The sequence below is a fragment of the Roseateles sp. GW823-FHT07B05 genome, assembly GCF_058794515.1.
The window spans coordinates 11,536-35,261 of the sequence record NZ_JBXAGX010000026.1 but is presented as its reverse complement, the minus strand read 5'-3'; the positions used below and the strand labels follow the sequence as shown (position 1 = coordinate 35,261).

The window sequence follows — 23,726 nt, the reverse complement described above, 5'->3', positions numbered from 1 at the left end:
CGGTCCGACACTTCGTGCATGCGCCACCTCAGCTTCGACCTCTCCGACGGTTCCGACGACATCCTCACGCTGGAAGCCATGGCCTCCACGCGCGAGGCCGCGCATGCGGCGGTGATGGCCGAGGTGCAAGAGGTGCTGGCCTGGGCGCGGGCCGAGTTCGGCGGGCGGCATGGCCCGGTAGAGGACGGCAACGCCTGGGACCATGAGCTGTTGGTGCAGCACGAGGAAGGCGGCTGGGTCACCGTCACGCTGACGCTGAGCGCGGCGGCCGAGTTCGCCGAGGCATTCCAGGCCAGGTTCGGCGAACGCGACGAAGACTGACGCCACCGAACCGCCGCCCCGGGGCCGGTTCGCGGCAGCGCCTGCGAGGCCGCGACATGGCGCGCCCTGCGGCGACGAACCCACCCCGCGTGACAGGCAAGTCCTAGCTCTGCAACTGAAGGCCCGGTGCTACGTTGGCGGCCGCACCGGGGCGCCATCCGCCGGTGCAACAAACCCACCCGATGGCGACGGAGGCACACATGGCTTGGCAAGGGTTGAAGACGGCAGGGATGGCGGCTTGGGCCGCCGTGGCGATGTGGGCGGCGCTGCCCGCGCAGGCGTGGGGCGAGGGGAGTGGACCGCGTGGCCGGCCGGAGGTGTCGTTCATTCAGTTCTCCTCTCCCAACCTGCTGGCGCCCGCCACGCCGTTGACGATCCAGGGCAAGCTCAGCGTTCCCCGGCGCGACGGCGAATGGGGCCATGGCCGGCGCAAGCTGCCGGCCGTGCTCATCCTGCACGGCTCGGCCGGCATCGATTCGCGCGGCGATTTCTACGAGGCCGCGCTGAACGACGCCGGCATTGCCACGCTGCAGATCGACATGTGGCAGGCCCGCGGCGTCACCAGCGCGGCGCAGCGCCCCGCGGCACCCATCCTGACCTACCCCGACGCGTTCTCCGCGCTGGCCTTCCTGGCCAGGCAGCCGGGCATCGATGCGTCCCGCATCGGCGTGCTGGGCTTCTCGTGGGGCGGTGTCGTCAGCCTGGGGGCGGCGGAGCGGCTGTACGCGGGCCAGTTCGGCGGCGGCCTCAGGTTCAAGGCGCATGTGGCGCACTACCCCGTCTGCTACGCGTGGAACGACGCCGCGCTGCTGGCGAAGGTGCAGAGCACCCCGGCGGCCTACGGCGTGCAGTGGATCCACCTGACCGGTGCGCCGGTGCTGATCGAGGTGGGCACCAAGGACGATTACGACAACAGCAGCGCGCCCTGCGAGGCGCTGGCGCAGTCGGCCAACACGGGCAACGGCGCCGGTCTCGTCAGCGTGAACGCTTACCCCGGCGCCACGCACGGCTGGAACCGCCTGATGGTGCCGATGACGGTGACGGACCCCTTCGCCAACCAGGGCAGCTACCTCAGCACCGGCGTGCTGCCCAAGGTGCAGTTCACGCCCGACGTCGACCAGGCCTACCTGTCGCGCGCCCGGGTGGTGCGTTTCTTCGAGAGAAAGCTGTAGGGCGGCCGGCAGCGGCGCGGTCCGGCGCGCAGACACCCGGCGCGTCGCCGCAGCTCGCCGCAACCCGCCATGGCGGGTTCGGCGAGATCGACGACGATGGCGCCCCTGTCACCGTGAGCCTCGCTTGAACCCCCATCGCCTGCTGCTGAACGCCCTTGTTGGCCTGCCCTTCCTGCTGGCCACCTCGGTCGGCTGTTCGCAGCCCATGGCGGACGAGCCGCAACGCCAGGCCTGTCGCCTGGCGTTGCAGGCGGCCAGCCTGCGGGCGAGCCTGCCCGCCGCACTGAAAGGCGACGAACGCGCATTTGCCGACCTCAGGGAAGGCGTGCCGCGGGTCATCCAGCTGCTGGCTGTCAGCCCGGCGGCGTCGGTCAGCGTCCAGCAGCATGTCGACCAGTTGCTGGCCCGCCAGTCGATCGTCCAGCAGGCGGCCCAGGCACTCGCGGCGATGCCTCAACAGGCGGATCCCTTGCTGGCGGCCATCGACACGCTGTACACCGCCGAAGTGGTGGCCGCAGCGCCGTCGCCGCGGCTGGCGGCGGCCAACCAGCTGGGCATCCTGTCGCAACGGTTGGCGCGAAGCGCGTTGGAGATGGTGTCCTCGGGCAGTCTCAGCGCGGAGGCGGTCTACCGGCTGGGCAAGGACACGGCGTCTTTCCGCCGACTGCTGGCGGGCTTGACGGACGGGGACGCCGAACTGCGGCTGCCGCCCGCGCGCAGCGCCGCGTCGAAGGCGCAGCTGGCCGCGGTGGCGCGCGAGTTCGCGACCCTGAAGCTGCAGGTCGATCGCGTGCTGGGCAACCTCAAGGAGGTCGTCGCCGCGTGGGAAGCGCAGGCCTTGCTGGCGATGGATCTGCAGGCGTTGGGCCAGCAGGCCGGTGCGGTGTGCCTGCGATCCGCGGTGGCGTCTTCGCCGTAGCCCGCATGCCTTCGTCTGCGCGCGCAGCCTTGGCCGTGTGATTGGCAGGGTCTTGCGCCCGTGTCGCGCCCGGGCCGCCACACTGCGTTCCCATGCACTTCGACCAGACCACCCCCATCCTGCGCAGCTTCGACGAGGCCAAGGCGCGCGAGTTCTATGTGGACTTCCTGGGCTTCACCGTCGACTGGGAGCACCGCTTCGAGCCGGGCCTGCCGCTGTACATGCAGCTGTCGCGTGGTGACTGCGTGCTGCACCTGACCGAGCATCACGGCGACTGCTGCCCGGGCGCCGGCATGCGCATCCGCGTCAGCGACATCGACGCCTTCCATGCCGAGCTCAGCGCCCGGCACTACGGCCATGCGCGCCCGGGCATCCACGACACGCCCTGGGGCTCCCGCGACGTGTCGGTGACCGACCCGTTCGGCAACCGGCTGACGTTCACGAACGCCGTCAGCACCTGAGCCCCAGCCTCAATAAAGGTCCCGCGCCGCCAGCCGCACCTCGTGCAGCAGTTGCCGGGCGCCGGGCGACATCAGGTGCCCCTCGCGCGTGATGATGCCGAAGGCATCCATGTGGCAGGGCAGCTCGATGGGCAGGATGGCCAGCACGTTGAGCGACGCGTAATAACGCGCCACTTCCACGGGCATCACATGCAGTGAATCCGTCTGCTGCAGCAGCGCCGTGATGAGCAGCAGCGCCGTCGTGTCCACGCAGTTGGTGGGTGGCTCCAGCGCGGCGCGGCGGAACATCAGCTCCCAGCGGTGGCGCAGCACGCTGCCCGGTGGCGGCAGGATCCAGGGCTGGTTCGCCAGGTCGGCCAGCTTCAGGTTGTCGGACTTCAGCAGCGGGTGCCCCACGCGCGCGACGGCGCAGGCGGGCTCCACCGTCAGCTCCTCGTAGTGCAGGCCGGTGGCGCCTTCGTCTTCCAGGATGCGGCCGATCATGAAGTCCAGCGAGCCGCGTTGCAGCATGTCCAGCAACTGCTTGCTGCTCTCCATGTGCACGCCGATGCGCAGCTTCGGGGCCTGGAGCTTGATGCGCGAGATGGCCCGTGGCAGCAGGCCCATGGCCGGCGTCATGATGACGCCCACCTCCACCTGGCCCGACAGGCCGTGCTTCAGCGCGACGATGTCGTCGTGCGCGGCGGACAGGCTGGTCAGCGCCATGCGCGCGTGGCGGATCATGGTCTCGCCGTACAGCGTGGGCTCCATGCCGCGCGGGTGGCGCTCGAAGAGCTTCACGTCCAGCATGTCCTCCAGGTCCTTGAGCTGCTTGGACGCGGCCGGCTGCGTCATGCAGAGGACTTCGGCGGCGCGGTGGATGTTGCGCTCGTCGTCCAGCGCGATGAGCAGCAGCAGCTGGCGCGTCTTCAACCGCGCGCGCAGGAACCAGTTGGGGTTGGGGCTGGTGTCGGTCAGCGTGCCGCGGTCGTCATCGTCGTCTTCGCGTGCCATATCAAGCCAAGTTGACCCGACCGTCGTTGGCCAGGACGCTGTTGATGTCGTCGCCGGTCTCGTCCAGCTGTACCAGCGTGGCCTGGCGGGCGCCCAGCGGGTCGCGGGCCTGCAGCGCGGTCAGGATGGCCTTGTGGCGCGGCAGCGAGAGCTCGTGCGTGTTGGGCAGCTGGCTGGAAAGGACGATGGACTCGCGCAGCGCCAGCGACAGCATGTTGCCGATGTAGGCCAGCAGGTCGTTGCCGGTGGCCTCGGCGATGCGGCGGTGGAAGGCCAGGTCGGGCTCCAGCAGCTCGGCCGTCGTCTTCGCGGCGGCCATGCCCTCGTAGGCGGTGGCGATGCCGGCCAGCTGCTCGTCGGTCGCGGCTCTGGCGGCCAGCGCGGCGGCGGCGGGTTCGAAGATCTGGCGCACCTCCAGCAGCGTCTGTACGAAGTCGCGCTGCGGCTGGGCCTGGATGAGCCAGTACAGCACGTCAGGGTCCAGCAGATGCCACTCGTTGCGCGGCCGCACGATGGCGCCGGCGCGCTGGCGCGACACCACGAGGCCCTTGGCGACGAGCACGCGCACGGCCTCGCGCAGCACGGGGCGGCTGATCTCGTAGCGCTCCAGCAGCTGGGCCTCGGGCGGCAGCTTGTCGCCGGGCTGCAGTTCGCCGCCCACGATGGCCAGTCCCAGCTCGCTGACGATGCGGCCGTGCTGGCTCTTGCCCTCGTGCTGGGCGCTGTAAGTGGAGTGATCCGCTCTGGTTTTCATCGGCGGCAGGCTACCGAACAAAGCCCGCATTATCGAAAGCGCGCGACGAAGCCGCCTTTGGGTGCCAGCGTCAGCGTTGCGGCGGGGGCGGCGAGCCTGCTTTCGGCGAACTCACGCGGGCCGGCGCCGTCGGTGATGAGCTGGCCTTCGCGGGCGCCCAGCCAGGCGAGGTCGAGCTTCACCTCGCGCGGCGTGTCGTCGGCGTTCAGGCCGGCCACGAACCACTGCGTGCCGGCGCGGCGGGCCAGCACGACGTACTTGCCCGGCTCGCCGTCGAGGAAGCGCACCTCGTCCCAGTGCCGCGGCAGCTCGCGCATGAAGGTCTTCACGTAGGCCGGCACGGTGGCCATGCCCTCGGGGGTCTCGGCGTAGTGCTGGATGCCGGACAGGAACAGCACGCTCTCGGCCAGCTCGAAGCCGTTGCGCGTGGCGCGCTTGATGTTGGGGATGTCATGGAACACGACGGGCGTGAAGTCCATCGGGTCGAACAGGTTGCGCGTGAACGGCAGCATGGCCGCGTGGCGCACGACCTTGTCCTGGTCTTCCTGCGTGAAGGTCGCGAACTCGAAGCCCTTCACGGCCTCCACGGTCAGCAGGTTGGGGTAGGTGCGGCTCCAGCCGCGCGGCAGCGTCGCGCCGTGGAAATTCAGCAGCAGGCCGGCTGCCGCGGTCTCCTTCAGCAGGTCGACGTAGTAGGCCTGCATGGAAGCGCCGTCGCCACCGAAGAAGTCCACCTTCAGGCCCTTCACGCCGATGGCCTTCATGCGGGCGAACTCCTTGGCGCGGGCTTCCTTGGTGAGCAGCGCGCTCTTCGGGCTCATGTCGGTGTCGTTCCAGGCGCCCGAGGAGTTGTACCAGGCGAGCAGGCCGACGTTTCTGGTCTTCGCGTAGTCGGCCAGTTCCTTCATCCTGGCGTCGCCGATCTTCTTGTCCCAGTAGGCGTCCACCAGCGTGTAGTTCCAGCCCATGTCGGCCGCATAGTCGATGAAGCGCTTTTGCACGTCGAAGACGGTGGCGTTGTCCTTCAGGATGGCCCAGCTCCACGAGGCGTGACCGGGCTGGAGCTTTTTCCGGTCGAAGGCGATGGCGGGCGCGGCAAGGTCGGTGCCGAGCGTTGATTCCATGACGGTCTTCAGCGGACCGATGGCCAGCACGCGCCAGGGCGTCGTCAGCGGGCCGTTCACTTCGGCCAGCAGATGGCCGTTGGTGCTGACCTCGCTCGCCTCGGGCAGGCCGATGCGGTAGGTAGCCCCCGTCGAGTCGCTCGCCAGCCGCGACGCGTGGAAGCGGCCGTCCATGCCGGCCTCGGTCAGCGCCACCCAGTTGCTGCCCACGCGGAACAGCGCGGGGAAGACCCAGCCCGCATGCGATGGCGCCCTGGTGCCGACGGGGATGTCGGCCTGGTAGTGCTCCTCATAGGACGGGTTGGTGCGCGCATAGCCCGTCTTGGCGACCGACATGGGCTGCAGCCAGGCGCGGGCGTCGTCCGGGAAGGCAAAGCTCGTCAGCTCGTCCTTGAAGGTCTTGCGGCCCCTGCCGTCCACCGTGTAGCGCAGCGCCAGGCCGTCGTTGGACGCACGCAGCGTGACCGTGAACTTCTGACCGGCCGCATTGGCGACGGTGAAGCGCTGCTCGTTGGCGTGATAGTCCACCTGACTCTTCTTGCCGGCTGCGAGCGTGTATTGCTCACGGTGAGCTTTCGCGGGCGACGTGGCGACGAGCTTCAGCCCGTTGGCGTAGTCGCCCTGCGCCAGCACCAGGCCCAGCCGCGAGGCCAGCAACACGGGCTGGCCGGCGCGTTGCACCGTGTAGACCAGCTGCTGCTGGTCGTTGACCGACACGTCGACCTGCAGCTGGCCGTCGGGGCTGCTCAGGGCCTGGGCGAGGGCGGGAACAGCGAACAACAGCGAAGCGAGTGTGAGGCGCATGGTCGTTTCTCAGAGTGAATAGGGACCGTCGGCCACGGGCGTGCCGAACTCGGGGAAGCCGTCCGCGCGCCAGCCGAAGGCCTGCACGCGGGTGTGGCGGTTGGGGTCGTTCAGCGGGTCGCCGACGATGTCGCGGTAGTTGCGCGCGTGATAGACCAGCAGGTCCGTCTGGCCGTCCGGCGTCGTCGTGAAGCTGTTGTGGCCGGGGCCGAACTGGCTCACTGACTCGTCCGTCGTGAACACCGGTGTGGGCGACTTGTGCCAGCTCGCCGGGTTCAGCAGGTCGGCGTTCTCATCGGCCCACAGCAGGCCCATGCAGTAGTTGGCGTCGGTCGCCGCGGCGGAGTAGGCGATGAAGACCTTGCCGTTGCGCTTCAGCAGTGCGGGGCCCTCGTTGACATGGAAGCCGATGCGCTCCCAGGCCAGCTCGGGCCGCGTGATGACGACGGGCTCGGTCTTCAGCGTCCATGGGTTGGCCATCTCCGCGATGTAGAGATTGCTCTCCGTCGGCGGGCTCTTCTGCGCCCAGCACAGGAAGCGGCGGCCGCCGTGCTCGAAGGGCGTCGCGTCCAGCGAGAAGCCTTCCTCCGGCGTCGCGATCTGGCCGCGTTCGACCCAGTTGTCGCGCAGCGGGTCGTCGCCTTCGCATTCGAGGACGTACATGCGCAACTTCCAGATGTCGCCGCGCTCCGAGGCTGCGAAGTAGACGAACCAGCGGCCGTCGATGCGGTGCAGCTCCGGCGCCCAGACGTGAAAGCTCATCGGGCCGCTGTCGTGCTTGTGCCAGATGGCCTTGGGCGTCGCGGTCGAGAGGCCGGCGATGCTGTCGGAAGCGCGGATCTCGATGGCGTCGTAGCTGGGCACCGAGGCGGTGAACCAGTAGCGGCCGTCCAGCAGCGAGATCTGCGGGTCGGCGCGCTGTTCGATGAGAGGGTTGTTCCAGTCGCTCATGAGCGCACGGCTTTCGTGACGATGACGTTCCACGACGCGGGCTTCAGCGTCACGCGGAGCTGCTCGCCGTCGATGGCGATGCCGTCGAGAGGTTGGGGCGCGACGCGATCGGGCGCGTCGACGGTGTTGGCGGCGTTCAGGTCGGCGCTGCGCAGCTGCTCGGCGCTGACTAGCTGGCGTTCGATGCCGAGGCCGCGCAGCGTGACGGACAGGTCCATTTCGTCGGTGAGGTGGCGGTTCAGCAGAAAGATCGCGGTCTGGCCCGTGGCTGCGTCGTCGACGACGCTGGCGCACAGGTAGGGCAGCTCGCCGTGCTTCGCGTTCGCAAAACCGGGAGAGCGGACGACCGAGCGCAGCACATCGCCATGCGCCCAGCGCGCGGCCTGTGCAAACGGGTGGAAGATCGTCTGCCGCCACGCAGCGCCGCCGGGCTCGGTCATGATGGGCGCGATGACGTTGCACAGCTGCGCCATGCAGGCGACCTTGAGCCGATCGGCATGGTTCATGAACATCGTCAGCATGCCGCCGATCAGCAGCGCATCCTCTGCCGTGTAGACCTCTTCCAGCAGCCGCGGGGCCTCGGGCCAGCCGGCTTGCTTCAGATGCTCGCCGTGGCGGGCGCGGTACCAGACGTTCCACTCGTCGAAGGACAGCATCAGCCGCTTGGTGGACCGCTTGCGTGTGGCCACCGAATCGGCAATCGCCACCGTGTCCTCGATGTAGCGCGCGTTCGTCTCGATCTGCGCGAAGTAGCTTTCGGTGGACGTGTCCGCCGGCGGCTTCACGAAGTAGCTGTGCAGCGACAGGTAGTCCACGAACTCGAAGCAGTGCTCCAGCACGCGGTCTTCCCAGACGCCGTAGCTCGGCATGTCGTATGCCGACGATCCGCAGGCGGCCAGCTCGATGGTCGGGTCCACCCAGCGCATCAGCTTGGCGGTCTCCTTGGCGATGCGGCCGTACTCGTCGGGCGTCTTCTGGCAGATCTGCCAGGGGCCGTCCATCTCGTTGCCCAGGCACCAGAACTTCACGCCCAGCGGCTCTTCCGCGCCGTGGCTGCGGCGCAGGTCCGACAGCGCTGTGCCGCCCGGGTGGTTGCAGTACTCGAGGTAGTGGCGCGCTTCGTCCGGCCCGCGCGTGCCGAGGTTGACGCCGAACATCGGCTCGATGCCGACCTTGCGGCACCATTGCAGAAATTCGTGCGTGCCGACCTGGTTGGTCTCGGTGGAGAACCAGGCGAGGTCCAGGCGCCGCGGGCGCTGGTCTTTCGGGCCGACGCCGTCTTCCCAGTTGTAGCCCGACATGAAGTTGCCGCCGGGGTAGCGAACGATGGTCGCACCCAGCTCCTTCGTCAGCTCGGCCACGTCGTTGCGGAAACCGTGTTCATCCGCCGTGGGATGCGTCGGCTCGTGGATACCGTTGTAGACGCAGCGGCCCAGGTGCTCGACGAAGACGCCGAACAGGCGGCGGTCCAGCGGCGCGAGCTCGAAGTCGCGGTCGACGATGAGGGAGGCTTGAAAGGTCATCGGCGGGCTTTCTGCAGTGCCTTGTTCACGCGCTTCTCGACGCTGGCCTGCACCTCGGCCACGGGCTTGCCCGACAGCAACAGGTTGGCCACGTCCTCGCCGATCAGCAGTTCGATGTTGCGTTGCGTGGGCACATTGCCCGGCATGGACGCGCCGGTGTGCGTGATCTCGGCCAGCGACTCACGCTGCGGCAGCGCGCGGAAGGCCTCGCTTTGCGCCACGGTCTTGCTGACCGGCAGATGGCCGGTGCGCGACCACTCGGCCGTGCGGTCCCAGACGAACTTCAGGAAGGTCAGCGCCGCTTCGTGGCCCTTGGTGTCCGTCGTGCCGCCCTTGAACAGCGCCCACGAATGGCCGTCGGCGAACACGGCCGGCTTGTCGTAGAGCTGCGCGAACGGCCGCACCGCATAGCCGCCCTGCAGCGGTGAGTCGGGCTTCTTCGATTCCCGGAGGAACTGGTCGATGGTCCACGTGCCGACGACGACGACACCCGCCTCGCCGTTCAGGAAGGCCTGGTTGGCGGCGGCGTAGTCGAGGTTGGGCCGCACATGGCCTTCGCGGTAGAGCGTCTGCATCAGCGTCAGCGCCTTCGTGACGGCGGGCTGCTGCATGTGGATGCGCTTGCCGTCCTCGGCGAACAGTGCGGCGCCCTGCTGCGCGACGAGCGTCTGGAAGGTGCGGTCGTTGGCGGCGGTCTCGTTGGCCACGGCCCAGGCGAAGAAGGGCTTGCCCGTCTTCTGCTTGAACTGCCGCGCCTGTGCCAGCAGCTCCTCGGGCGAGCGCGGCAGCACCGGTTCGCCGCTGGCAGTCGTCAGGCCGGCCTGCTTCATCAGCCGCGTGTTGATGTGCCACAGCCACGCCCAGGTGTCGAAGGGCAGCGCATAGGTCTGGCCGTTGAACGTGGTGCCCTTGCGCGCGTGCTCGGTGAAGTCGTCCACCGGGATGCCCACACGCGCGAAGTCGGCGTCCAGCGGCAGCACCAGCTTGCGGCGCACGTAGTCACCGAGAGCGGACTCGTGCATGACGGCCACCGTCGGGATGTCCTTGGACACGAGGCGGGCGGTGAGCTGGTCGTAGTACGGACCCCACTCACCGATCTGCGTGCGCACGACGATGCCGTCCTTGTTGGTGGCGTTGAACTCGTTGACCAGCGCAGTGACGATGCCGCACTCGCCGACGCCCTCGGAGGCCTTCACGACCTGGCCGAACTGCGACTCGCAGCTGCCGAAGAAACGCATCAGCGTGATCTCGGTCTTGCCGGCCTCGGGCGTGCGGGCGCCGCAGGCCGCCAGCAGCGCGGCCGAGAGACAAATCAACAGGCGCTTCATGACTTGCCCGTCCCGGCGACCGCTGTGACGAGGTGGCGTTGGAAGAAGAGATAGAGCATCAGCGCGGGCACGCCGGCGAACACGGCCTGGGCCATCAGGAAGCCCAGCCCCTCCGACTGCGCGAAGTTGGTCTGCGTGGACGCCAGGCCGCGGGTCAGCGTGTACATGTCGGGCTGCGTCGCGATGACGAGCGGCCACAGGTAGTCGTTCCAGCAGGCCAGGAAGGTGAAGATGCCGAGCGTGGCTTGGGCGGGCAGCGTCAGCGGCAGGATGATGGTCAGGAAGGTCTTGAAGCGCGACGCGTTGTCCAGCATCGCGGCCTCTTCCAGCTCGGCGGGGATGGCCTTGAAGTACTGCGTCATCAGGTACACGCCGAACGGCGCAGCCAGACCCGGCAGTGCCAGGCCGGCGATCGTGTTCTGCAGGTTCCACTCCGAGAACAGCCGGTGCAGCGGAATGAACACCGACTGCGCCGGCACGGCCAGGCCGAACATGACGAGGGCGAACAACACGCGGCGGCCCGGGAACTCGCAGCGCGCAAAGCCGTAGCCCGCGAGCGACGACAGCACCAGCACGCCCACCGTCTGCAGCAGCGCGACGAGCGCGCTGTTGCCCAGCCAGCGGAACACCTGCGAGGTCTGCAGGATGTCCAGGTAGTTGGCCAGCGTGTAGGGCGGCGCGAGGAACACGTCCGTGTGGCGCAGCAGGAACTCGTTGGGCTTGAAGGACAGCGCCAGCACCCACAGCAGCGGGGCCATCCACGCCAGCGCCAGCAGCGTGAGGCTGACCATGACCGCGCGGTCGAACCAACCGCGTCTGAGCAAGGGGTTCATCGTTGGGCTCCCTTGCGGTCACGTTCCAGCCACAGCTGAGCCGAGACGCCAATGAGCATGATGGCCAGCAGGATCTGGGAGGCCGCCGTCGCGTAGCCCAGCGAGAGCTGCATGAAGGCCTGCTCGTAGGTGAACTGCACGATGGACCGCGTGGTGTTGTTGGGCCCGCCGTTGGTCATCAGCATGATCTGCGGGAAGACCTGGAACTGGCGGATCACCTCGATCAGCGTGACGAGGATGACGGCGCGCTTCAGGCTTGGGAGCGTGATGTGCGTGAGGACGCGCCACCGGGGCGTGTTGTCGAGGGCTGCGGCCTCGTAGATGTCGCCGGGGATCTGCTGCAGCGCCGACAGGAACATGATCATCGGCAGGCCGATGATCCACCAGACGGTGACGAGGGCGATGGTCAGCAGCGCGAGGTTGTCGCTGGTCAGCAGTGGCAGCTCGGGGATGCCTAGAGCCGTGAACATCTGTGCGATGAGGCCGCGCTCGGGCATCAGCGCGAGTTTCCAGACCAGCGTGATCAGCGTGACCGAGAACACCGACGCGCAGAAGAAGGTGGCACGCAGGAAGGTCGCCAGCTTGCCGGGGCGGTTGAGCGCGAGGGCGAGGGTGAGCGACAGCACCACGAAGATGGGCGTGCTGATGGCGACGAAGCGGATGGTGTTCCAGACGACCTGCTGGAAGACCTCGTCTTGCCAGAGTTCCTTGTAGTTGGCCAGGCCCACCCAGAAGCTGTCGTCGGACAGCAGGTCGTGGTCGTGGAAGCTGATCCAGACGCCTTTGGCGAGCGGCCACAGCAGCATCAGCGCGTACAGGGCCACGAAGGGCAGCACGAACAGGGCATGGGCCGGGCGCGAGGCGCGCAGCCCGACGGCGGCGCTCATGCGAGGGACTCCTGTGCGTGGTGGGCGCGGCCGCTCTCGTCGAAGAGATGGGCTTCGGCCACGTCGACGCTGACCGCGACGTGGCTGCCCAACCTGGGCGACGCGACGCCGGCCGGCACGGTGACGATGAGCGGCGTGTCGCCTTCCAGCTTCAGGTGCGCCAGCGTTCGCTCGCCCAGGAACTCAACCAGCTCGACACGGCCGCGCAGCGGGCCCTGCTCGGCGACCTTCAGGTTCTCCGGCCGCACGCCCAGCACCAGGCCTTGCGACGCCAGGCCGTCGGCCGACACGCGCGTCGCCACCGCGGCGCCGCCCGGCACCGTGACCACGGCGCGGCCGCGGTCGTCCGCCGCGCGCTGCACCGGCACGAAGCCCATGCCCGGCGTGCCGATGAAGCTGGCGACGAAGCGCGTGGCCGGCCGGCGGTACAGCTCGGCTGGCGTGGCCACCTGCTCGATGGCGCCGCCTTTCATGACGACGATGCGGGTGGCCAGCGTCATCGCCTCGATCTGGTCGTGCGTGACGAACACCATCGTCGCGCCCAGACGCTGGTGCAGCTGCGCCAGCTCCAGCCGGGTGCGGCCCCGCAAGGCCGCGTCCAGATTCGACAGCGGTTCGTCGAACAGGAAGATGCCCGGCTCCTTCACCACCGCCCGGCCGATGGCCACGCGCTGGCGCTGGCCGCCGGAGAGCTGGCCCGGCTTGCGGTCCAGCAGCGTGTCCAGCTCCAGCATGCGGGCCGACTCGGTGATGCGCTTGGCGATCTCATCGGCCGGGATGCCGATGTTCTTCAACCCGAACGCGAGGTTCTCGCGCACGCTCATGTGCGGATACAGCGCGTAGTGCTGGAACACCATGGCCAGGTTGCGCTGGCCCGGCGGGGCCACGGTCACGTCGCGGTCGCCGATGAGGATGCGGCCGCCCGTCACTTCCTCCAAGCCCGCGATCATGCGCAGCAGGCTGGTCTTGCCGCAGCCCGAGGGGCCGAGGAAGACGACGAACTCGCCCGGCGCCACGTCCAGCGACAGGTCCGCGATGACCTGCACCGCGCCGTAGCGCTTGCAGATGTTCTCCAGTTTCAAGCCAGCCACGGTGGGGGTCTCCGGTTCATTCTTCTTGGGCAATCACGGGCCAGCCGTCGGTGGACCAGCTCAGGCGCTTGAGGCGCAGATGCGGCTTGCCGCCGCGTTGGGTGTCGTAGGCGTGGTGCACGAACCAGTCGCCGGCCACGTCCTGGTGGCCCGGGCCCTTCCAGCGCGTGCCGCCCGTCAGCAGCGGGGTGCCGCCGCCGTCCAGCAACGCCTTGCCGTCGCGGTCGAGGTACGGACCCTCGACGCTGCGCGCGCGGCCCACGCGGACGTTGTAGGTGCTGTCGGCGCCCTTGCAGCACAGGTCGTAGGAAGCGAACAGATAGACCCACTCGCCATGCCGCGCCATCGTCGGTGCCTCGATGCCGGGCTTGTTGCGCGCGATGAAGCGTGTCTCGCCGATGGGCTTGAGCGTCGCGGCGTCCAGCTGGGTCAGCCGCAGCCCGTCCCAGAACGAGCCGTAGCTCAGCCACAGCTTGCCGTCGGTGTCGACGAAGAGGTCGGGGTCGATGGCGTTGAAGTTGTCCGTCGCCACGCTCTGCACGACGAGACCGTCATCGCGCCACGCGCTGCCGTCCGCCTTGTCGCTGCTGACGAGGCCGATGGCCGAGCGGTTCTTGCCGAAGGTGGAGATGGAGTACAGCGCCCACACGCGGCCGCGGTGCTCGAACAGCTTGGGCGCCCACACGTCCACGCCCTTGTGCTCGGGCACGGCCTCCAGCCACCAGGCCGGTGGCTGCGTGAAGACGGGCGCCAGCCGCTGCCAGGTCTTGCCCTGGTCGCTTGACGCCAGCCGCTGCAGGCCCTGGCCGGTCGTGAAGACGAACCAGCGGTCGCCCTGGATCAGCAGCGTCGGGTCGTGCGCGCCGGGCTCGGGCTGCGGTTCGGCGGCGGCCGCCGCAGCGGCCAGGCACAGCGCCAGCAGCGCTGCGAGCACCGCGCGCATTACTTGCCCCAGCGCAGGACCAGCGGGTCGAGGCGCTTGGCTGCGTCCAGCAGGCCGGCGCGCGTTTCAGGCGACATCTCGGGGAAGGGGTGGCGCGGCGCATCGCTCTTGATGACGCCACCTTCCTTCATCAGCGCCTTGGCGGTCAGGATGCCGCCCTGGCGGTTCTCGTAGTTGATCAGCGGCAGCCAGCGGCCGTACTCGACGACGGCGGTCTCGCGGTCGCCGGCGTGGAAGGCGTCGAAGATCTTGCGGATGCCGTCAGGGAAGCCGCCGCCGGTCATCGCGCCGGTGGCGCCGGCGTCCAGGTCGGCCAGCAGCGTGATGGCTTCCTCGCCGTCCCACGGGCCTTCGATGGCCGCGCCGCCCACGCGGATCAGTTCGCGCATCTTGGCCGCAGCCTGCGGCATCTCCAGCTTGAAGTACTTCACGTTGGCGATGTTCGTCGCCATGCGCGCCAGCAGCGGCACCGACAGCGGCGTGCCGGCCACCGGGGCGTCCTGGATCATGATGGGAATCGAGATCGCGTCGGACAGGCGCTGGTAGAAGCCTTCGATCTGGCCTTCCGACACGCGGAAGGTGGCGCCATGGTACGGCGGCATGACCATGACCATCGCCGCGCCGAGCTGTTGCGCCAGCTGGCTGCGCTCGATGCAGATCTGCGTCGAGTAGTGCGTCGTCGTGACGATGACGGGCACGCGGCCGGCGACGTGTTCCAGGATGGCGCGCGTGAGCGTCTCGCGCTCGGCGTCCGACAGCACGAACTGCTCGGAGAAGTTCGCCAGGATGCACAGGCCCGTGGAGCCGGCGTCGATCATGAAGTCCACGCAGCGCAGCTGGCCGGGGAGGTCCAGCGTGCCGTCGGCGTGGAAGATGGTCGGCACGACCGGGAAGACGCCGCGGTACGGACGGGTGGTGGAGGCGCTCATGGGTGCGGTCCCTTGTCTCTGGGGAAGTTGGATCAAGCGCCGGCGTGGCACGGCGCACGGCCGGCTGTTGTCGCTGGCATGGCCGTCATTAAAGTATGACTATTTGCGCAAGATCATTGGGGTTAACCCGTTGTTTGCCGACTTTGCAAACAAAAAAGTATGACTAATAATCTTGGCATCGCCTGGCCAGAGAAGCCGGGCAGCATCCGACCGGAGACATGTCGATGAGTTCCTACGCCCAGTACCCCAGCCTGCAGGACCGGGGCGTCCTGATCACCGGCGGGGCCACCGGCATCGGCGAAACGCTGGTGGAAGCCTTTGCCGCGCAGGGGGCCAAGGTGGCTTTCATCGACCTGGCCGCGGCCGAAGGTGAAGCTCTCGCCGCACGCCTGTCCGGCTCGCGCCACGCGCCTCAGTTCGCGGCCGCCGACCTGTCCAACGTCGACGCGCTGCGCGCCGCGATCGCCGCACTGCGCGAACGCACCGGCCCGTTCCGGGTGCTGCTGAACAACGCCGCCAACGACAAGCGCCACGCGGTCGAGGACACCACGCCCGAGTTCTGGGACGCCAGCGTCGCCGTCAACCTCAAGCACCAGTTCTTCACCGCGCAGGCCGTGCTGCCCGACATGAAGGCTGCCGGCGGCGGCTCCATCGTCAACTTCGGCAGCATCAGCTGGATGCTCAAGCAGGGCGGCATGCCGGCGTACACGGCCAGCAAGGCGGCCGCACAAGGCCTGACGCGCTGCCTGGCACGCGACTTCGGCCCGCACAAGATCCGCGTCAACACGCTGGTGCCGGGCTGGGTGATGACCGAGAAGCAGCTCAAGCTGTGGGTCACCGAAGAGACCAAGCAGGAGATCGCCAAGGGCCAGTGCATCAACGCGCCGCTGATGCCGCAGCACATCGCGGCGATGGCGCTGTTCCTGGCCGCGGACGACAGCGCCATGTGCACGGCGCAGGACTTCATCGTCGACGGCGGGTGGGTCTGACCATGCAGGTGCGCGAATACGGCCTGCTGCCCGACGGCCGGCAGGTGCATGAATACACGCTGGAAAACGGCCTCGGCCTGAAGCTCACCGCCATCACGCTGGGCGGCATCGTCACCGGCCTGTGGACGCCCGATGCGCAGGGCCGCAGCGGCAACGTGGTGCTGGGCTTCGACAACCTGGACGACTACGTCCACCGCAACCCGTCGTTCGGCATCATCGTCGGCCGCTACGGCAACCGCATCGCCGGCGCGAGCTTCGAGCTCGACGGCGAGACCCACACGCTGGCCCGCAACGACGGCCCCAACTGCCTGCACGGCGGCACCGAGGGCTTTGGCCACCGCCTCTGGCAGGCCGAACCCGACCCGCCCCGGCCGGGCGAAGCCGCGGCGCTGCGGTTCAGCCTCACCAGCCCGCACGGCGACCAGGGCTTCCCCGGCGAGCTGCGCGTCAGCGTGCGCTACGCGCTGAGTGCGACGGACAACAGCTGGCGCATCGACTACGAGGCCACGACCGACCGCGCCACCGTCGTCAACCTGACGCACCACGACTACTTCAACCTCGCCGGTGCCGGCAGCGTGCTGGGCCACCGGCTCACGCTGGCCGCGTCGCGCTACAGCGAGGTCGACAAGCACCTGATCCCGCTGCGGCACGCGCGCGTCGACGGCACGCCGTTCGACTTCCGCACGCCCACGGCCATCGACGCCCGCATCCGTCAGGCCCACCCGCAGCTGCTGCTGGCCAAGGGCTACGACCACAACTGGCTGCTGGACGGCGCGCCCGACGCCGACGGCCTGCGCGCTGCCGCCACGCTGGAAGACCTCGCCAGCGGCCGTCGCATGGACGTGCTGACCAGCGAGCCCGCCATCCAGTTCTACTCCGGCAACTTCCTGGACGGCACGCTGGCGGGCCCCGGCGGGCGCATCTACCGCCAGGGCGACGGCCTGTGCCTGGAGACCCAGCACAACCCCGACTCGCCGCACCACGAAGCCGGCGCGGACTGGCCCAGCACCGTGCTGCGGCCGGGCGAGGTGTTCCGCAGCACCACAATCCACCGCTTCACCTAGGAGCGACGATGGACCTGCCCGCCCACCAGCTGACGATGACCGTGCTGATGACGCCGGACACCGCCAATTTCTCCGGCAACGTGCACGGCGGCAACATCCTCAAGCTGCTGGACCAGGTGGCCTACGCCTGCGCCAGCCGCTATGCCGGGCGCTACGTCGTCACGCTGTCGGTGGACCGCGTCATCTTCCGCCAGCCCATCCATGTGGGCGAGCTCGTCACCTTCCTGGCCAGCGTCAACCACACCGGCACCTCGTCGATGGAAGTGGGCATCAAGGTCGTCGCCGAGAACATCCGCACGCAGGAGTCGCGGCATGTGAACAGCTGCTACTTCACGATGGTGGCCGTGGGCGACGACAACAAGCCCGTGCCCGTGCCGCCGCTGCGCCCCTTCACGCCCGAGGAGCGCCAGCGCCACGCCTCGGCCATCGCGCGCAAGCAGGCCCGCGCCGCCCTCGAATCCCGCACCGACACCCCGTCCGCATGAGCAAGCACGAACACCCCTTCACCCTCGCCCTGGCCCAGGCCAACAGCCTCGGCGAAGGCCTGCAATGGCACGCCGCCAGCGGCCGCTGGTGGTGGACCGATATCCAGGGCTCGTGCATCCACGCGTGGACGCCCGGCGCCGCCACCACGCTGCAGGTGCGCCTGCCCGAGCGCGTAGGCTGCTTCGTGCATGCCCGCTCCGGCGCGCTCATCCTGGCCATGGCCAAGCGCATCGCGCGGTTGGTGCTGCCCGACCTGCAGGCCGTCGGCGTCATCGACGCCCAGCCCGAGGAGCTCGCGCCGCTGGAGGCACAGCTGGCCACCACGCGTGCCAACGACGGCCGCTGCGACCGCCACGGCGCGCTGGTAGTGGGCACGCTGGACGAGGCCGAACCGCGCCGCACCATCGGCGGCTTCTACCAGTACAGCCGTGCGCGCGGCCTGCGCCGCCTGCCGCTGGACGGCGTGGCCATCGCCAACAGCATCTGCTTCAGCCCCGACGGCCGGCGCCTGTACTACTGCGACTCGCCGACGCGCCGCATCATGGTGTGCGACTACGACTCGGCCAGCGCCCGCGTCAGCGAGCCGCGGCTGTTCGTGAAGAAGGACGTCGACGCCGCCGAGCCCGACGGCTCCACCGTCGACGCCCAGGGCTGCCTGTGGAACGCCGAATGGGGCAATGGCGCCGTGGCCCGCTACGCGCCGGACGGCCGCCTGCTGGCCCGCTACAGCGTGCCGGTGCGCGACGTGACCTGCCCCGCCCTCGGCGGCCCGAACGGCGACCACCTCACCGTGACGACCGCGCGCGTGGGCCTGAGCAGCGCCGAGCTGATGGCCATGCCCCAGTCGGGCAGCTTGTTCGGCATGCCCGTCGCCGCGGGGCTGTACCTGGCGGAGACGCTGTTCAACGACGACTGAAGGCGCTGCGGAACACCGCGCCGTCGCCATCCACGCCGGTGGCCGCCGGCAGCCCGATCAGCTGGCGCAGCAGCGGGTAGACCTCGACGTTGTCGAGGTCCGGCAGCACGCGGCCTGTCGCGAAGGCGGGGCCGTTGGCGATGAACAGCGAGTTCATCTCCACCGCCATGTGGTCGTAGCCATGGTTGCCGCCGGTGGCGGCCGTGCGCGGCGCGCTGGCCAGCACCAGCCAGCCAGGGTCGGCCAGGCACAGGATGGGCGGAATGCGCGGGTTCGAGCCGTAGTGAAAGCGCGCCGGGATGTCGGCCTTGCGCCAGCACTGCATGTGCTCGTGCGGCACCAGCAGCGCGTCCTCGACCTGCTTCTCCATGCCGGGCAGCGGCGCCACGCTGGCGAAGGTGCCGGTCTCGACGAGGTGGTACAGCTTGGGGTTGACCAGCTTGTCGAGCGCGATCGTGCGCTCGCTGCTGGTGGCGGCCATGCCGTGGTCTGCCACGATGACGAGATTGGCTGGCTGGCCCAGCTCCTTCAGGCCGGCCAGCAGCGCGCGCACCGACGCGTCGACCTCGGCCACGGCCTGCGTGGTCTGCGCGCTGTCCGGCCCGTGGTCGTGGCCGGCGGCGTCGACCCGCTCGAAGTACACCGTCAGGAACTTCGGGCGGATCTCCGCCGGCCGGCGCAGCCAGTCCAGCACCGTGTTCACGCGCTGCACGTCGGTGATGGCCTGGTGGTACTGCATCCAGTCCGACGGCCGCGTGCCCTGCACCTGCTTGCGGCCTTCGGCGTCTTCCATGCTGCCGATGGCGACGTTGGCGCCCGGCCAGAACATGACGGCCGTGCGCAGCCCGGCCTTCTCGGCATCCACCCAGATCGGCGTGGCGCCGTTCCACCACCACGGGTCGTCCGTGGCCATCGTGAAGGGTGCCTTGCGCTCGGGCGACTCCATGCGGTTGCCGACGATGCCGTGGCGGTCCGGGCGCAGGCCGGTCACCAGCGTCCAGTGGTTGGGGAAGGTCTTTGTCGGAAACGACGGGTGCATGACCGCCGTGACGCCACCGGCAGCCAGTTGCGACAGCGTGGGGGTCACGCCGCGGCGCAGGTAGTCCTCGCGGAAGCCGTCGATGGACACGAGCAGGGTCACAGGGGCGCGCTGCTCGGCAGCGGCCGGCGTGGCGGCAGCGGCGGCGGGCGTGGCCTGGGTGGCGCAGCCGGCCAGGGTCAGCGCGGCCGCAGCCAGCAGGGCTGCAGCGGCGGCGGACGCGCCGGGCCAGGGCCGGGCATCACGGAGGGGTGTCGGCATGAGAGGCGCTGAAAAATGAATGACCGTTCACTGTAGCGTCGGTCGCCGGGCACACCCTTCTCCTCGCTGGCGCCCGCCCTGCCGCGCCAACCGATCAAGCGCTTGCGTGAATGGGTCCGGCGATCTCGGCGACAGTGCCCCATGCTCGCCCGCCTGCTGTTGCCCTTGCTGCTGTCCGTCTCAGCCTCGGCCCTGCAGGCCGCCGAGCTTGCTGGCGCGATCGACCGCGCGGCCGTCGTCGCCCGCCATGCGGTGCGCAACACCGGCCTTAACCCCGAGTCCGCGCTGACCGTCGGCAACGGCGACTTCGCCGTCACCGTCGACGTGACCGGCCTGCAGACGCTGGAGCGCCTCTACTACGACAACGGCCTGCCGCTGGAGACGCGCAACACGTGGAGCTGGCACAGCTTCCCCAACCCCGACGGCCTGCGCTTCGAGGACACATTGGCGCCGGTGCCCTTCCACGGCCGGCAGATCCTCTATCCCACGCAGCAGAACACGCCCGCCGGTCGCTACTTCCGCGAGAACCCCCAGCCCATGCCGCTGGGCCAGTTCCAGTTCACGCTGTTCGGCGAGGTGCTGCGCAGCGAGGACATCGCCGGTATCCACCAGACGCTGGACCTGTGGACCGGCATCGTCATCAGCCGGCTGCTGGTGCGCGGCCAACCGCTGGAAGTGACGACGGCCGCCCACGGCCAGGCCGCCGTGCTGGCCGTGCAGGCGCGCTCCCCGCTGATCGCCAGCGGAGACCTTCAGGTGCGCGTGCGCTTCCCGTATGCCTACCGCAGTTCAATAGCGCACAAGCCGCCCTTCATCTGGGAGCAGCCCGAGCGCCACCGCAGCACGCTGACTCAGGTCGGCCCCGGCCACGCCCGCATCGCCCGCGAGGCCGACGGCACGCGCTACGACACCGAACTGCGCTGGCACACGCCGGCCGAGCTGGTGAGCGCCTCCACGCCGCAGCTGGCCGCGCCGCACGACTTCCGCCTGCGTGCGACAGGCGGCGACACGCTCGCCTTCACGGCTGCGTTTGTCGACGCCGAGCATCCGGCGCCCGAGGAGACCGTCGACAGCACGCTGGCGTCGTCGAGGCAGGCCTGGCACGACTACTGGACGAAGGGCGGCATGGTGGACCTCGGCACCGCCGCCGACCGGCGCGCCAGGGAGATCGAGCGCCGCGCCATCCAGTCGCTGTACCTGATGCGGGTCAACTACGCTGGCAGCTTCCCGCCCGCCGAGACCGGGCTGCAGCACCTGAGCTGGTTCGGCAAGCACAACTCCGAGGTCTACGTCTTCCACGCCGCGCAGTTCTACCAATGGGGCCATGTGGACCTGCTGGAGAAGGGCCTGGCCTGGTACCTGGCGCAGTTGCCCAAGGGCATCGCGCAGGCGAAGAGCGAAGGCTTTGACGGCGTGCGCTGGCCCAAGATGTCGGGCCTGGACGGCCGCCCCACGCCGGGCGCCATCAACCCCTACATCATCTGGAACCAGCCCAACCCCATCTACCTGGCCGAGCTGGTCTACCGCGCCAGGCCGACCAAGGCCACGCTGCAGCGCTACGGCGAGCTGGTGGCCCAGTCCGCCAAGTTCCTGGCCTCGTTCGCGCAGCGCGACCCGGCCACCGGCACCTACCACCTGGGGCCTCCGCTGAAGAACGTCAGCGAGAGCACCTCCGTCGAGCTGGTGCGCGATCCGACCTTCGAGCTGGCCTTCTGGCACTACGGCCTGCGTGTGGCGCAGCAGTGGCGCCAGCGCCAGGGCCTGGCCCCCGAGCCGCACTGGGACGACGTGCTCCAGCACCTCGCGCCGCCGCCTCAGCAAGACGGCAAGTACCTGGAAATCGCTGGCATCCGCGACATCTTCCGGCCCGGCAAGCAGGGCGCGCCGTCGTCCATGCTGCTGGCCCTGGGTTACCTGCCGGCCTCACCGGTCATCGACACCGAGACCGCGCGCCGCACTTTCCATGCCGTGCACGAGCAGCGTGGCGCCGACGGCGGCTGGGTCAGCTGGCAGATGGGGCAGGGCGCGCTGACGGCGGCGCGGCTTGGCGAGCCCGAGCGTGCCGTGGCCATCCTCGCCAACACCGCGCCGTCGGCCCGCTTCATGCCCAGCGGCTACAGCCGCCGCCCGCGCGACCCCGAGGGTGCCGTGGCCTACCTGCCCACCAACGCTGCCTACCTGATGGCGCTGGGCCTGATGGCCGGCGGCTGGGACGGCGCCCCGGCCGGACCCGCCCCCGGCTTCCCCAAGGACGGCGCCTGGGACCTGCGCGCCGAAGGCCTACTGCCCCTGCCATGAAGCGTTTCGTCCTCCTCCTCGCGCTGCTGCCCGGCGCCGTGGTCGCCGCCGTCATCGGCCACAACACGCCCGCGCCCGAGATGAGCGCCGCCCGCCTGGCCGAGCTGCCCGCCGCGCAGCGCCCGGCCTGGCAGGCCTACCTCGACCGCTCCGACCGCCAGATGGCGCTTGACCGCGCCACGTTGGCCCGCGAGCTGAAGGCCGGCGATGCCGTGCCGCCCCCGCCCACCGCCGGCAAGATGAACGCGCCGCTGGACCGCGAACCGGCCTGGTACGCCGCCGACGACGCGGCCCGCATCGCCGCAACCATCCTCAGCTTCCAGACCCCCAGCGGCGGCTGGAGCAAGAACCAGGACCGCCGCGGCCCGCCGCGCCGTCCGGGCCAGCGCTACGCCAACGATGCCGAGACCATGACCGTCGGCACCGGCAGCTTCGACGAGCCGCGCGACCGCTTCTGGACCTTCGTCGGCACGCTGGACAACGACGCCACGCACAGCGAGATCCGCTTCCTCGCCCGCGTGAACCAGCAGCGCCCCGGCGACGCCTACCGTGCGGCCATCCTGCGGGGCATCGGCTACCTGCTGATGGCCCAATACCCCAACGGCGGCTGGCCGCAGAACTACCCGCTGGAAGGCGGCTTCCACGACGGCATCACCTTCAACGACGACGCCGTGGCCGAGGCCGCGCGGCTGCTGCAGGACGTGGCCGACGGCGCGCCCGGCTTCGCCTTCGTGCCCGAGCCGCTGCGCCGCCAGGCGCGCGCGGCGGCAGCGCGGGCAGTCGACGTGCTGCTCGTCGCGCAGGTCAAGGTGGACGGCCGCTTGACGCTGTGGCCGCAGCAGGTGGACGCCCTGACGCTGGCGCCCATCTCCGCCCGCAACTACGAGCCGCGCGGCCTGGCCAGCGCCGAGAGCGCCGGCGTGCTGCTGTTCCTGATGCAGCAGCCGCGCCCCACGCCCGCGATCAAGGCGGCCGTCGAGGCCGGCATCGCCTGGCTGCAGGCCCACGCGCTGCGCGACCACGCCTTCACGATGACGCCCGACGGCCGCCAGCTCGTGCCGCAACCCGGCGCCGGCCCGCTGTGGGCGCGGCTGTACGACATCTCCACCGGCCGCCCCATCTTCGGCGACTGGGGCAAGACCATCCACGACGACGTCAACGAGATCTCCAAGGGCCGCCGCAACGGCTATGCCTGGTGGGGAATTTGGCCGCAGCGGGCGCTGGAGGCCTACCCGGCCTGGAAGCAGGCCAACCCCTAGCAGCCGGGCGTGCGCGCCGCGCTGGACCACGTGCTGCAGGACCTCGTCTTCGGCTCCGCCATCGACGGCGACCTGACCGTGCTGGCCCTGCCGGGCGGCGTGGGCCCGAGGTACCCCGCGCGACCCGCGCATCAAGGCCGGCTTCGGCCTGGTGCCCTTCATGGGCAAGACCTTCGGTGTCTGGCCTTGCCAGACCGCGGCCTGGCATCTGGGCCGTGAGTTCGAGGGCCTGGCCGCTGTGAAGGCGCTGGTCTTCGCGGTCTATGCTGACGAGGACTCAGCCGTCTCTGCCGACAGCGTGCGCCGCCTGGGCGGGCCTGTGTGGGCGGTGGAGCTGCCCGGCGAGAAGCTTCAGCTGAGCCCCGCCGCCGAACGCGAGGC

At 69.6% G+C, this 23,726-nt stretch carries 22 protein-coding genes; 10 read left to right on the top strand and 12 right to left on the bottom strand.

All coding sequences use genetic code 11. The annotated features are described in order from the left end of the window. The first annotated feature begins 18 nt into the window (after positions 1-18). The 4 genes from AC1Q7O_RS26980 to AC1Q7O_RS26965 all read left to right on the top strand — a co-directional run bounded on the left by AC1Q7O_RS26980 (position 19) and on the right by AC1Q7O_RS26965 (position 2,873). Positions 19-321 (top strand): hypothetical protein, encoded by a 303-nt coding sequence (locus AC1Q7O_RS26980; protein ID WP_492662268.1) that lies wholly within the window; start codon positions 19-21, stop codon positions 319-321. Between the two features lie 230 nt (positions 322-551). Beyond that, positions 552-1,493, top strand: coding sequence for a dienelactone hydrolase family protein (locus tag AC1Q7O_RS26975; protein WP_492662269.1), 942 nt, complete (start codon positions 552-554; stop codon positions 1,491-1,493). A gap of 124 nt (positions 1,494-1,617) precedes the next feature. Next, a complete protein-coding gene (locus AC1Q7O_RS26970) occupies positions 1,618-2,412 on the top strand; it encodes a hypothetical protein (protein ID WP_492662270.1) in 795 nt (264 codons plus the stop codon). A 92-nt stretch (positions 2,413-2,504) separates the two neighbouring features. After that, complete coding sequence (locus AC1Q7O_RS26965) at positions 2,505-2,873, top strand: glyoxalase superfamily protein (RefSeq protein WP_492662271.1); 369 nt, start codon at positions 2,505-2,507, stop codon at positions 2,871-2,873. Positions 2,874-2,882: 9 nt separating this feature from the next. Here AC1Q7O_RS26965 and AC1Q7O_RS26960 read toward each other — a convergent pair whose 3' ends face one another. Genes AC1Q7O_RS26960 through AC1Q7O_RS26910 form a run of 11 tightly spaced genes read right to left on the bottom strand, consistent with a single transcriptional unit; the run spans position 2,883 to position 15,033 of the window. Next, positions 2,883-3,866, bottom strand: coding sequence for a LysR family transcriptional regulator (locus AC1Q7O_RS26960; protein ID WP_492662272.1), 984 nt, complete (start codon positions 3,864-3,866; stop codon positions 2,883-2,885). A 1-nt stretch (position 3,867) separates the two neighbouring features. Then, positions 3,868-4,620 carry a FadR/GntR family transcriptional regulator gene (locus AC1Q7O_RS26955; protein WP_492662273.1) on the bottom strand — a complete coding sequence of 251 codons (753 nt, stop codon included), beginning with the start codon at positions 4,618-4,620 and terminating at the stop codon, positions 3,868-3,870. Positions 4,621-4,649: 29 nt separating this feature from the next. Next, positions 4,650-6,548 carry a glycoside hydrolase family 97 protein gene (locus AC1Q7O_RS26950; RefSeq protein WP_492662274.1) on the bottom strand — a complete coding sequence of 633 codons (1,899 nt, stop codon included), beginning with the start codon at positions 6,546-6,548 and terminating at the stop codon, positions 4,650-4,652. A 9-nt stretch (positions 6,549-6,557) separates the two neighbouring features. After that, positions 6,558-7,499 carry a glycoside hydrolase family 43 protein gene (locus tag AC1Q7O_RS26945; protein WP_492662275.1) on the bottom strand — a complete coding sequence of 314 codons (942 nt, stop codon included), beginning with the start codon at positions 7,497-7,499 and terminating at the stop codon, positions 6,558-6,560. After that, positions 7,496-9,022 carry an arabinosylfuranosidase ArfA gene (gene arfA, locus AC1Q7O_RS26940; RefSeq protein WP_492662276.1) on the bottom strand — a complete coding sequence of 509 codons (1,527 nt, stop codon included), beginning with the start codon at positions 9,020-9,022 and terminating at the stop codon, positions 7,496-7,498. Before arfA ends, AC1Q7O_RS26945 begins: the two co-directional genes overlap by 4 nt. Then, a complete protein-coding gene (locus tag AC1Q7O_RS26935; protein WP_492662277.1) occupies positions 9,019-10,350 on the bottom strand; it encodes an ABC transporter substrate-binding protein in 1,332 nt (443 codons plus the stop codon). Before AC1Q7O_RS26935 ends, arfA begins: the two co-directional genes overlap by 4 nt. Further along, entirely contained in the window at positions 10,347-11,183 is an 837-nt protein-coding gene (locus AC1Q7O_RS26930; protein WP_492662278.1) for a carbohydrate ABC transporter permease, read from the bottom strand. Before AC1Q7O_RS26930 ends, AC1Q7O_RS26935 begins: the two co-directional genes overlap by 4 nt. Then, positions 11,180-12,070: a carbohydrate ABC transporter permease gene (locus tag AC1Q7O_RS26925; RefSeq protein WP_492662279.1), complete on the bottom strand. Its 891-nt coding sequence runs from the start codon at positions 12,068-12,070 to the stop codon at positions 11,180-11,182. Before AC1Q7O_RS26925 ends, AC1Q7O_RS26930 begins: the two co-directional genes overlap by 4 nt. Beyond that, on the bottom strand, positions 12,067-13,161 hold the full coding sequence (locus AC1Q7O_RS26920) for an ABC transporter ATP-binding protein (protein ID WP_492662280.1): 1,095 nt from the start codon (positions 13,159-13,161) through the stop codon (positions 12,067-12,069). The genes AC1Q7O_RS26925 and AC1Q7O_RS26920 overlap by 4 nt, the downstream gene beginning before the upstream one ends. 16 nt (positions 13,162-13,177) lie before the next feature. Further along, the gene (locus tag AC1Q7O_RS26915) at positions 13,178-14,104 is read right to left on the bottom strand and encodes an arabinan endo-1,5-alpha-L-arabinosidase (RefSeq protein ID WP_492662281.1); all 927 of its coding nucleotides are present in this window, start codon (positions 14,102-14,104) and stop codon (positions 13,178-13,180) included. Continuing rightward, complete coding sequence (locus AC1Q7O_RS26910; protein ID WP_492662282.1) at positions 14,104-15,033, bottom strand: dihydrodipicolinate synthase family protein; 930 nt, start codon at positions 15,031-15,033, stop codon at positions 14,104-14,106. The genes AC1Q7O_RS26915 and AC1Q7O_RS26910 overlap by 1 nt, the downstream gene beginning before the upstream one ends. A gap of 224 nt (positions 15,034-15,257) precedes the next feature. Between AC1Q7O_RS26910 and AC1Q7O_RS26905 the strand changes: the two genes are divergently transcribed. The 4 genes from AC1Q7O_RS26905 to AC1Q7O_RS26890 are packed head-to-tail and all read left to right on the top strand — an operon-like array spanning position 15,258 to position 18,488. Continuing rightward, positions 15,258-16,022 carry an SDR family NAD(P)-dependent oxidoreductase gene (locus AC1Q7O_RS26905; protein WP_492662283.1) on the top strand — a complete coding sequence of 255 codons (765 nt, stop codon included), beginning with the start codon at positions 15,258-15,260 and terminating at the stop codon, positions 16,020-16,022. Between the two features lie 2 nt (positions 16,023-16,024). Then, the gene (locus tag AC1Q7O_RS26900) at positions 16,025-17,086 is read left to right on the top strand and encodes an aldose epimerase family protein (protein ID WP_492662284.1); all 1,062 of its coding nucleotides are present in this window, start codon (positions 16,025-16,027) and stop codon (positions 17,084-17,086) included. A gap of 8 nt (positions 17,087-17,094) precedes the next feature. Next, positions 17,095-17,571, top strand: coding sequence for an acyl-CoA thioesterase (locus tag AC1Q7O_RS26895; RefSeq protein ID WP_268167467.1), 477 nt, complete (start codon positions 17,095-17,097; stop codon positions 17,569-17,571). Beyond that, complete coding sequence (locus AC1Q7O_RS26890; RefSeq protein WP_492662285.1) at positions 17,568-18,488, top strand: SMP-30/gluconolactonase/LRE family protein; 921 nt, start codon at positions 17,568-17,570, stop codon at positions 18,486-18,488. The genes AC1Q7O_RS26895 and AC1Q7O_RS26890 overlap by 4 nt, the downstream gene beginning before the upstream one ends. Here the strand turns inward: AC1Q7O_RS26890 and AC1Q7O_RS26885 are convergent. Then, positions 18,475-19,788, bottom strand: coding sequence for an alkaline phosphatase family protein (locus AC1Q7O_RS26885; RefSeq protein WP_492662286.1), 1,314 nt, complete (start codon positions 19,786-19,788; stop codon positions 18,475-18,477). The genes AC1Q7O_RS26890 and AC1Q7O_RS26885 overlap by 14 nt on opposite strands. Before the next feature lie 141 nt (positions 19,789-19,929). Here AC1Q7O_RS26885 and AC1Q7O_RS26880 point away from each other — a divergent pair, with 141 nt between their 5' ends. After that, a complete protein-coding gene (locus AC1Q7O_RS26880; RefSeq protein ID WP_492662287.1) occupies positions 19,930-22,086 on the top strand; it encodes a hypothetical protein in 2,157 nt (718 codons plus the stop codon). Further along, positions 22,083-23,345 carry a pectate lyase gene (gene pelA, locus AC1Q7O_RS26875; RefSeq protein WP_492662288.1) on the top strand — a complete coding sequence of 421 codons (1,263 nt, stop codon included), beginning with the start codon at positions 22,083-22,085 and terminating at the stop codon, positions 23,343-23,345. The genes AC1Q7O_RS26880 and pelA overlap by 4 nt, the downstream gene beginning before the upstream one ends. Positions 23,346-23,726: the final 381 nt, after the last annotated feature.

What these genes read in the sequence shown, in the direction of transcription:
- AC1Q7O_RS26980 (WP_492662268.1), top strand. Translation starts at nt 19, where the DNA reads ATGCGCCACCTCAGCTTCGACCTCTCCGACGGTTCCGACGACATCCTC.
- AC1Q7O_RS26930 (WP_492662278.1), bottom strand. Translation starts at nt 11,183, where the DNA reads ATGAACCCCTTGCTCAGACGCGGTTGGTTCGACCGCGCGGTCATGGTC.
- AC1Q7O_RS26950 (WP_492662274.1), bottom strand. Translation starts at nt 6,548, where the DNA reads ATGCGCCTCACACTCGCTTCGCTGTTGTTCGCTGTTCCCGCCCTCGCC.
- AC1Q7O_RS26975 (WP_492662269.1), top strand. Translation starts at nt 552, where the DNA reads ATGGCGGCTTGGGCCGCCGTGGCGATGTGGGCGGCGCTGCCCGCGCAG.
- AC1Q7O_RS26955 (WP_492662273.1), bottom strand. Translation starts at nt 4,620, where the DNA reads ATGAAAACCAGAGCGGATCACTCCACTTACAGCGCCCAGCACGAGGGC.
- AC1Q7O_RS26925 (WP_492662279.1), bottom strand. Translation starts at nt 12,070, where the DNA reads ATGAGCGCCGCCGTCGGGCTGCGCGCCTCGCGCCCGGCCCATGCCCTG.
- pelA (WP_492662288.1), top strand. Translation starts at nt 22,083, where the DNA reads ATGAAGCGTTTCGTCCTCCTCCTCGCGCTGCTGCCCGGCGCCGTGGTC.
- AC1Q7O_RS26935 (WP_492662277.1), bottom strand. Translation starts at nt 10,350, where the DNA reads ATGAAGCGCCTGTTGATTTGTCTCTCGGCCGCGCTGCTGGCGGCCTGC.
- AC1Q7O_RS26945 (WP_492662275.1), bottom strand. Translation starts at nt 7,499, where the DNA reads ATGAGCGACTGGAACAACCCTCTCATCGAACAGCGCGCCGACCCGCAG.
- AC1Q7O_RS26885 (WP_492662286.1), bottom strand. Translation starts at nt 19,788, where the DNA reads ATGCCGACACCCCTCCGTGATGCCCGGCCCTGGCCCGGCGCGTCCGCC.
- AC1Q7O_RS26905 (WP_492662283.1), top strand. Translation starts at nt 15,258, where the DNA reads ATGAGTTCCTACGCCCAGTACCCCAGCCTGCAGGACCGGGGCGTCCTG.
- AC1Q7O_RS26965 (WP_492662271.1), top strand. Translation starts at nt 2,505, where the DNA reads ATGCACTTCGACCAGACCACCCCCATCCTGCGCAGCTTCGACGAGGCC.
- AC1Q7O_RS26915 (WP_492662281.1), bottom strand. Translation starts at nt 14,104, where the DNA reads ATGCGCGCGGTGCTCGCAGCGCTGCTGGCGCTGTGCCTGGCCGCTGCG.
- AC1Q7O_RS26880 (WP_492662287.1), top strand. Translation starts at nt 19,930, where the DNA reads ATGCTCGCCCGCCTGCTGTTGCCCTTGCTGCTGTCCGTCTCAGCCTCG.
- AC1Q7O_RS26960 (WP_492662272.1), bottom strand. Translation starts at nt 3,866, where the DNA reads ATGGCACGCGAAGACGACGATGACGACCGCGGCACGCTGACCGACACC.
- AC1Q7O_RS26890 (WP_492662285.1), top strand. Translation starts at nt 17,568, where the DNA reads ATGAGCAAGCACGAACACCCCTTCACCCTCGCCCTGGCCCAGGCCAAC.
- AC1Q7O_RS26900 (WP_492662284.1), top strand. Translation starts at nt 16,025, where the DNA reads ATGCAGGTGCGCGAATACGGCCTGCTGCCCGACGGCCGGCAGGTGCAT.
- AC1Q7O_RS26895 (WP_268167467.1), top strand. Translation starts at nt 17,095, where the DNA reads ATGGACCTGCCCGCCCACCAGCTGACGATGACCGTGCTGATGACGCCG.
- arfA (WP_492662276.1), bottom strand. Translation starts at nt 9,022, where the DNA reads ATGACCTTTCAAGCCTCCCTCATCGTCGACCGCGACTTCGAGCTCGCG.
- AC1Q7O_RS26910 (WP_492662282.1), bottom strand. Translation starts at nt 15,033, where the DNA reads ATGAGCGCCTCCACCACCCGTCCGTACCGCGGCGTCTTCCCGGTCGTG.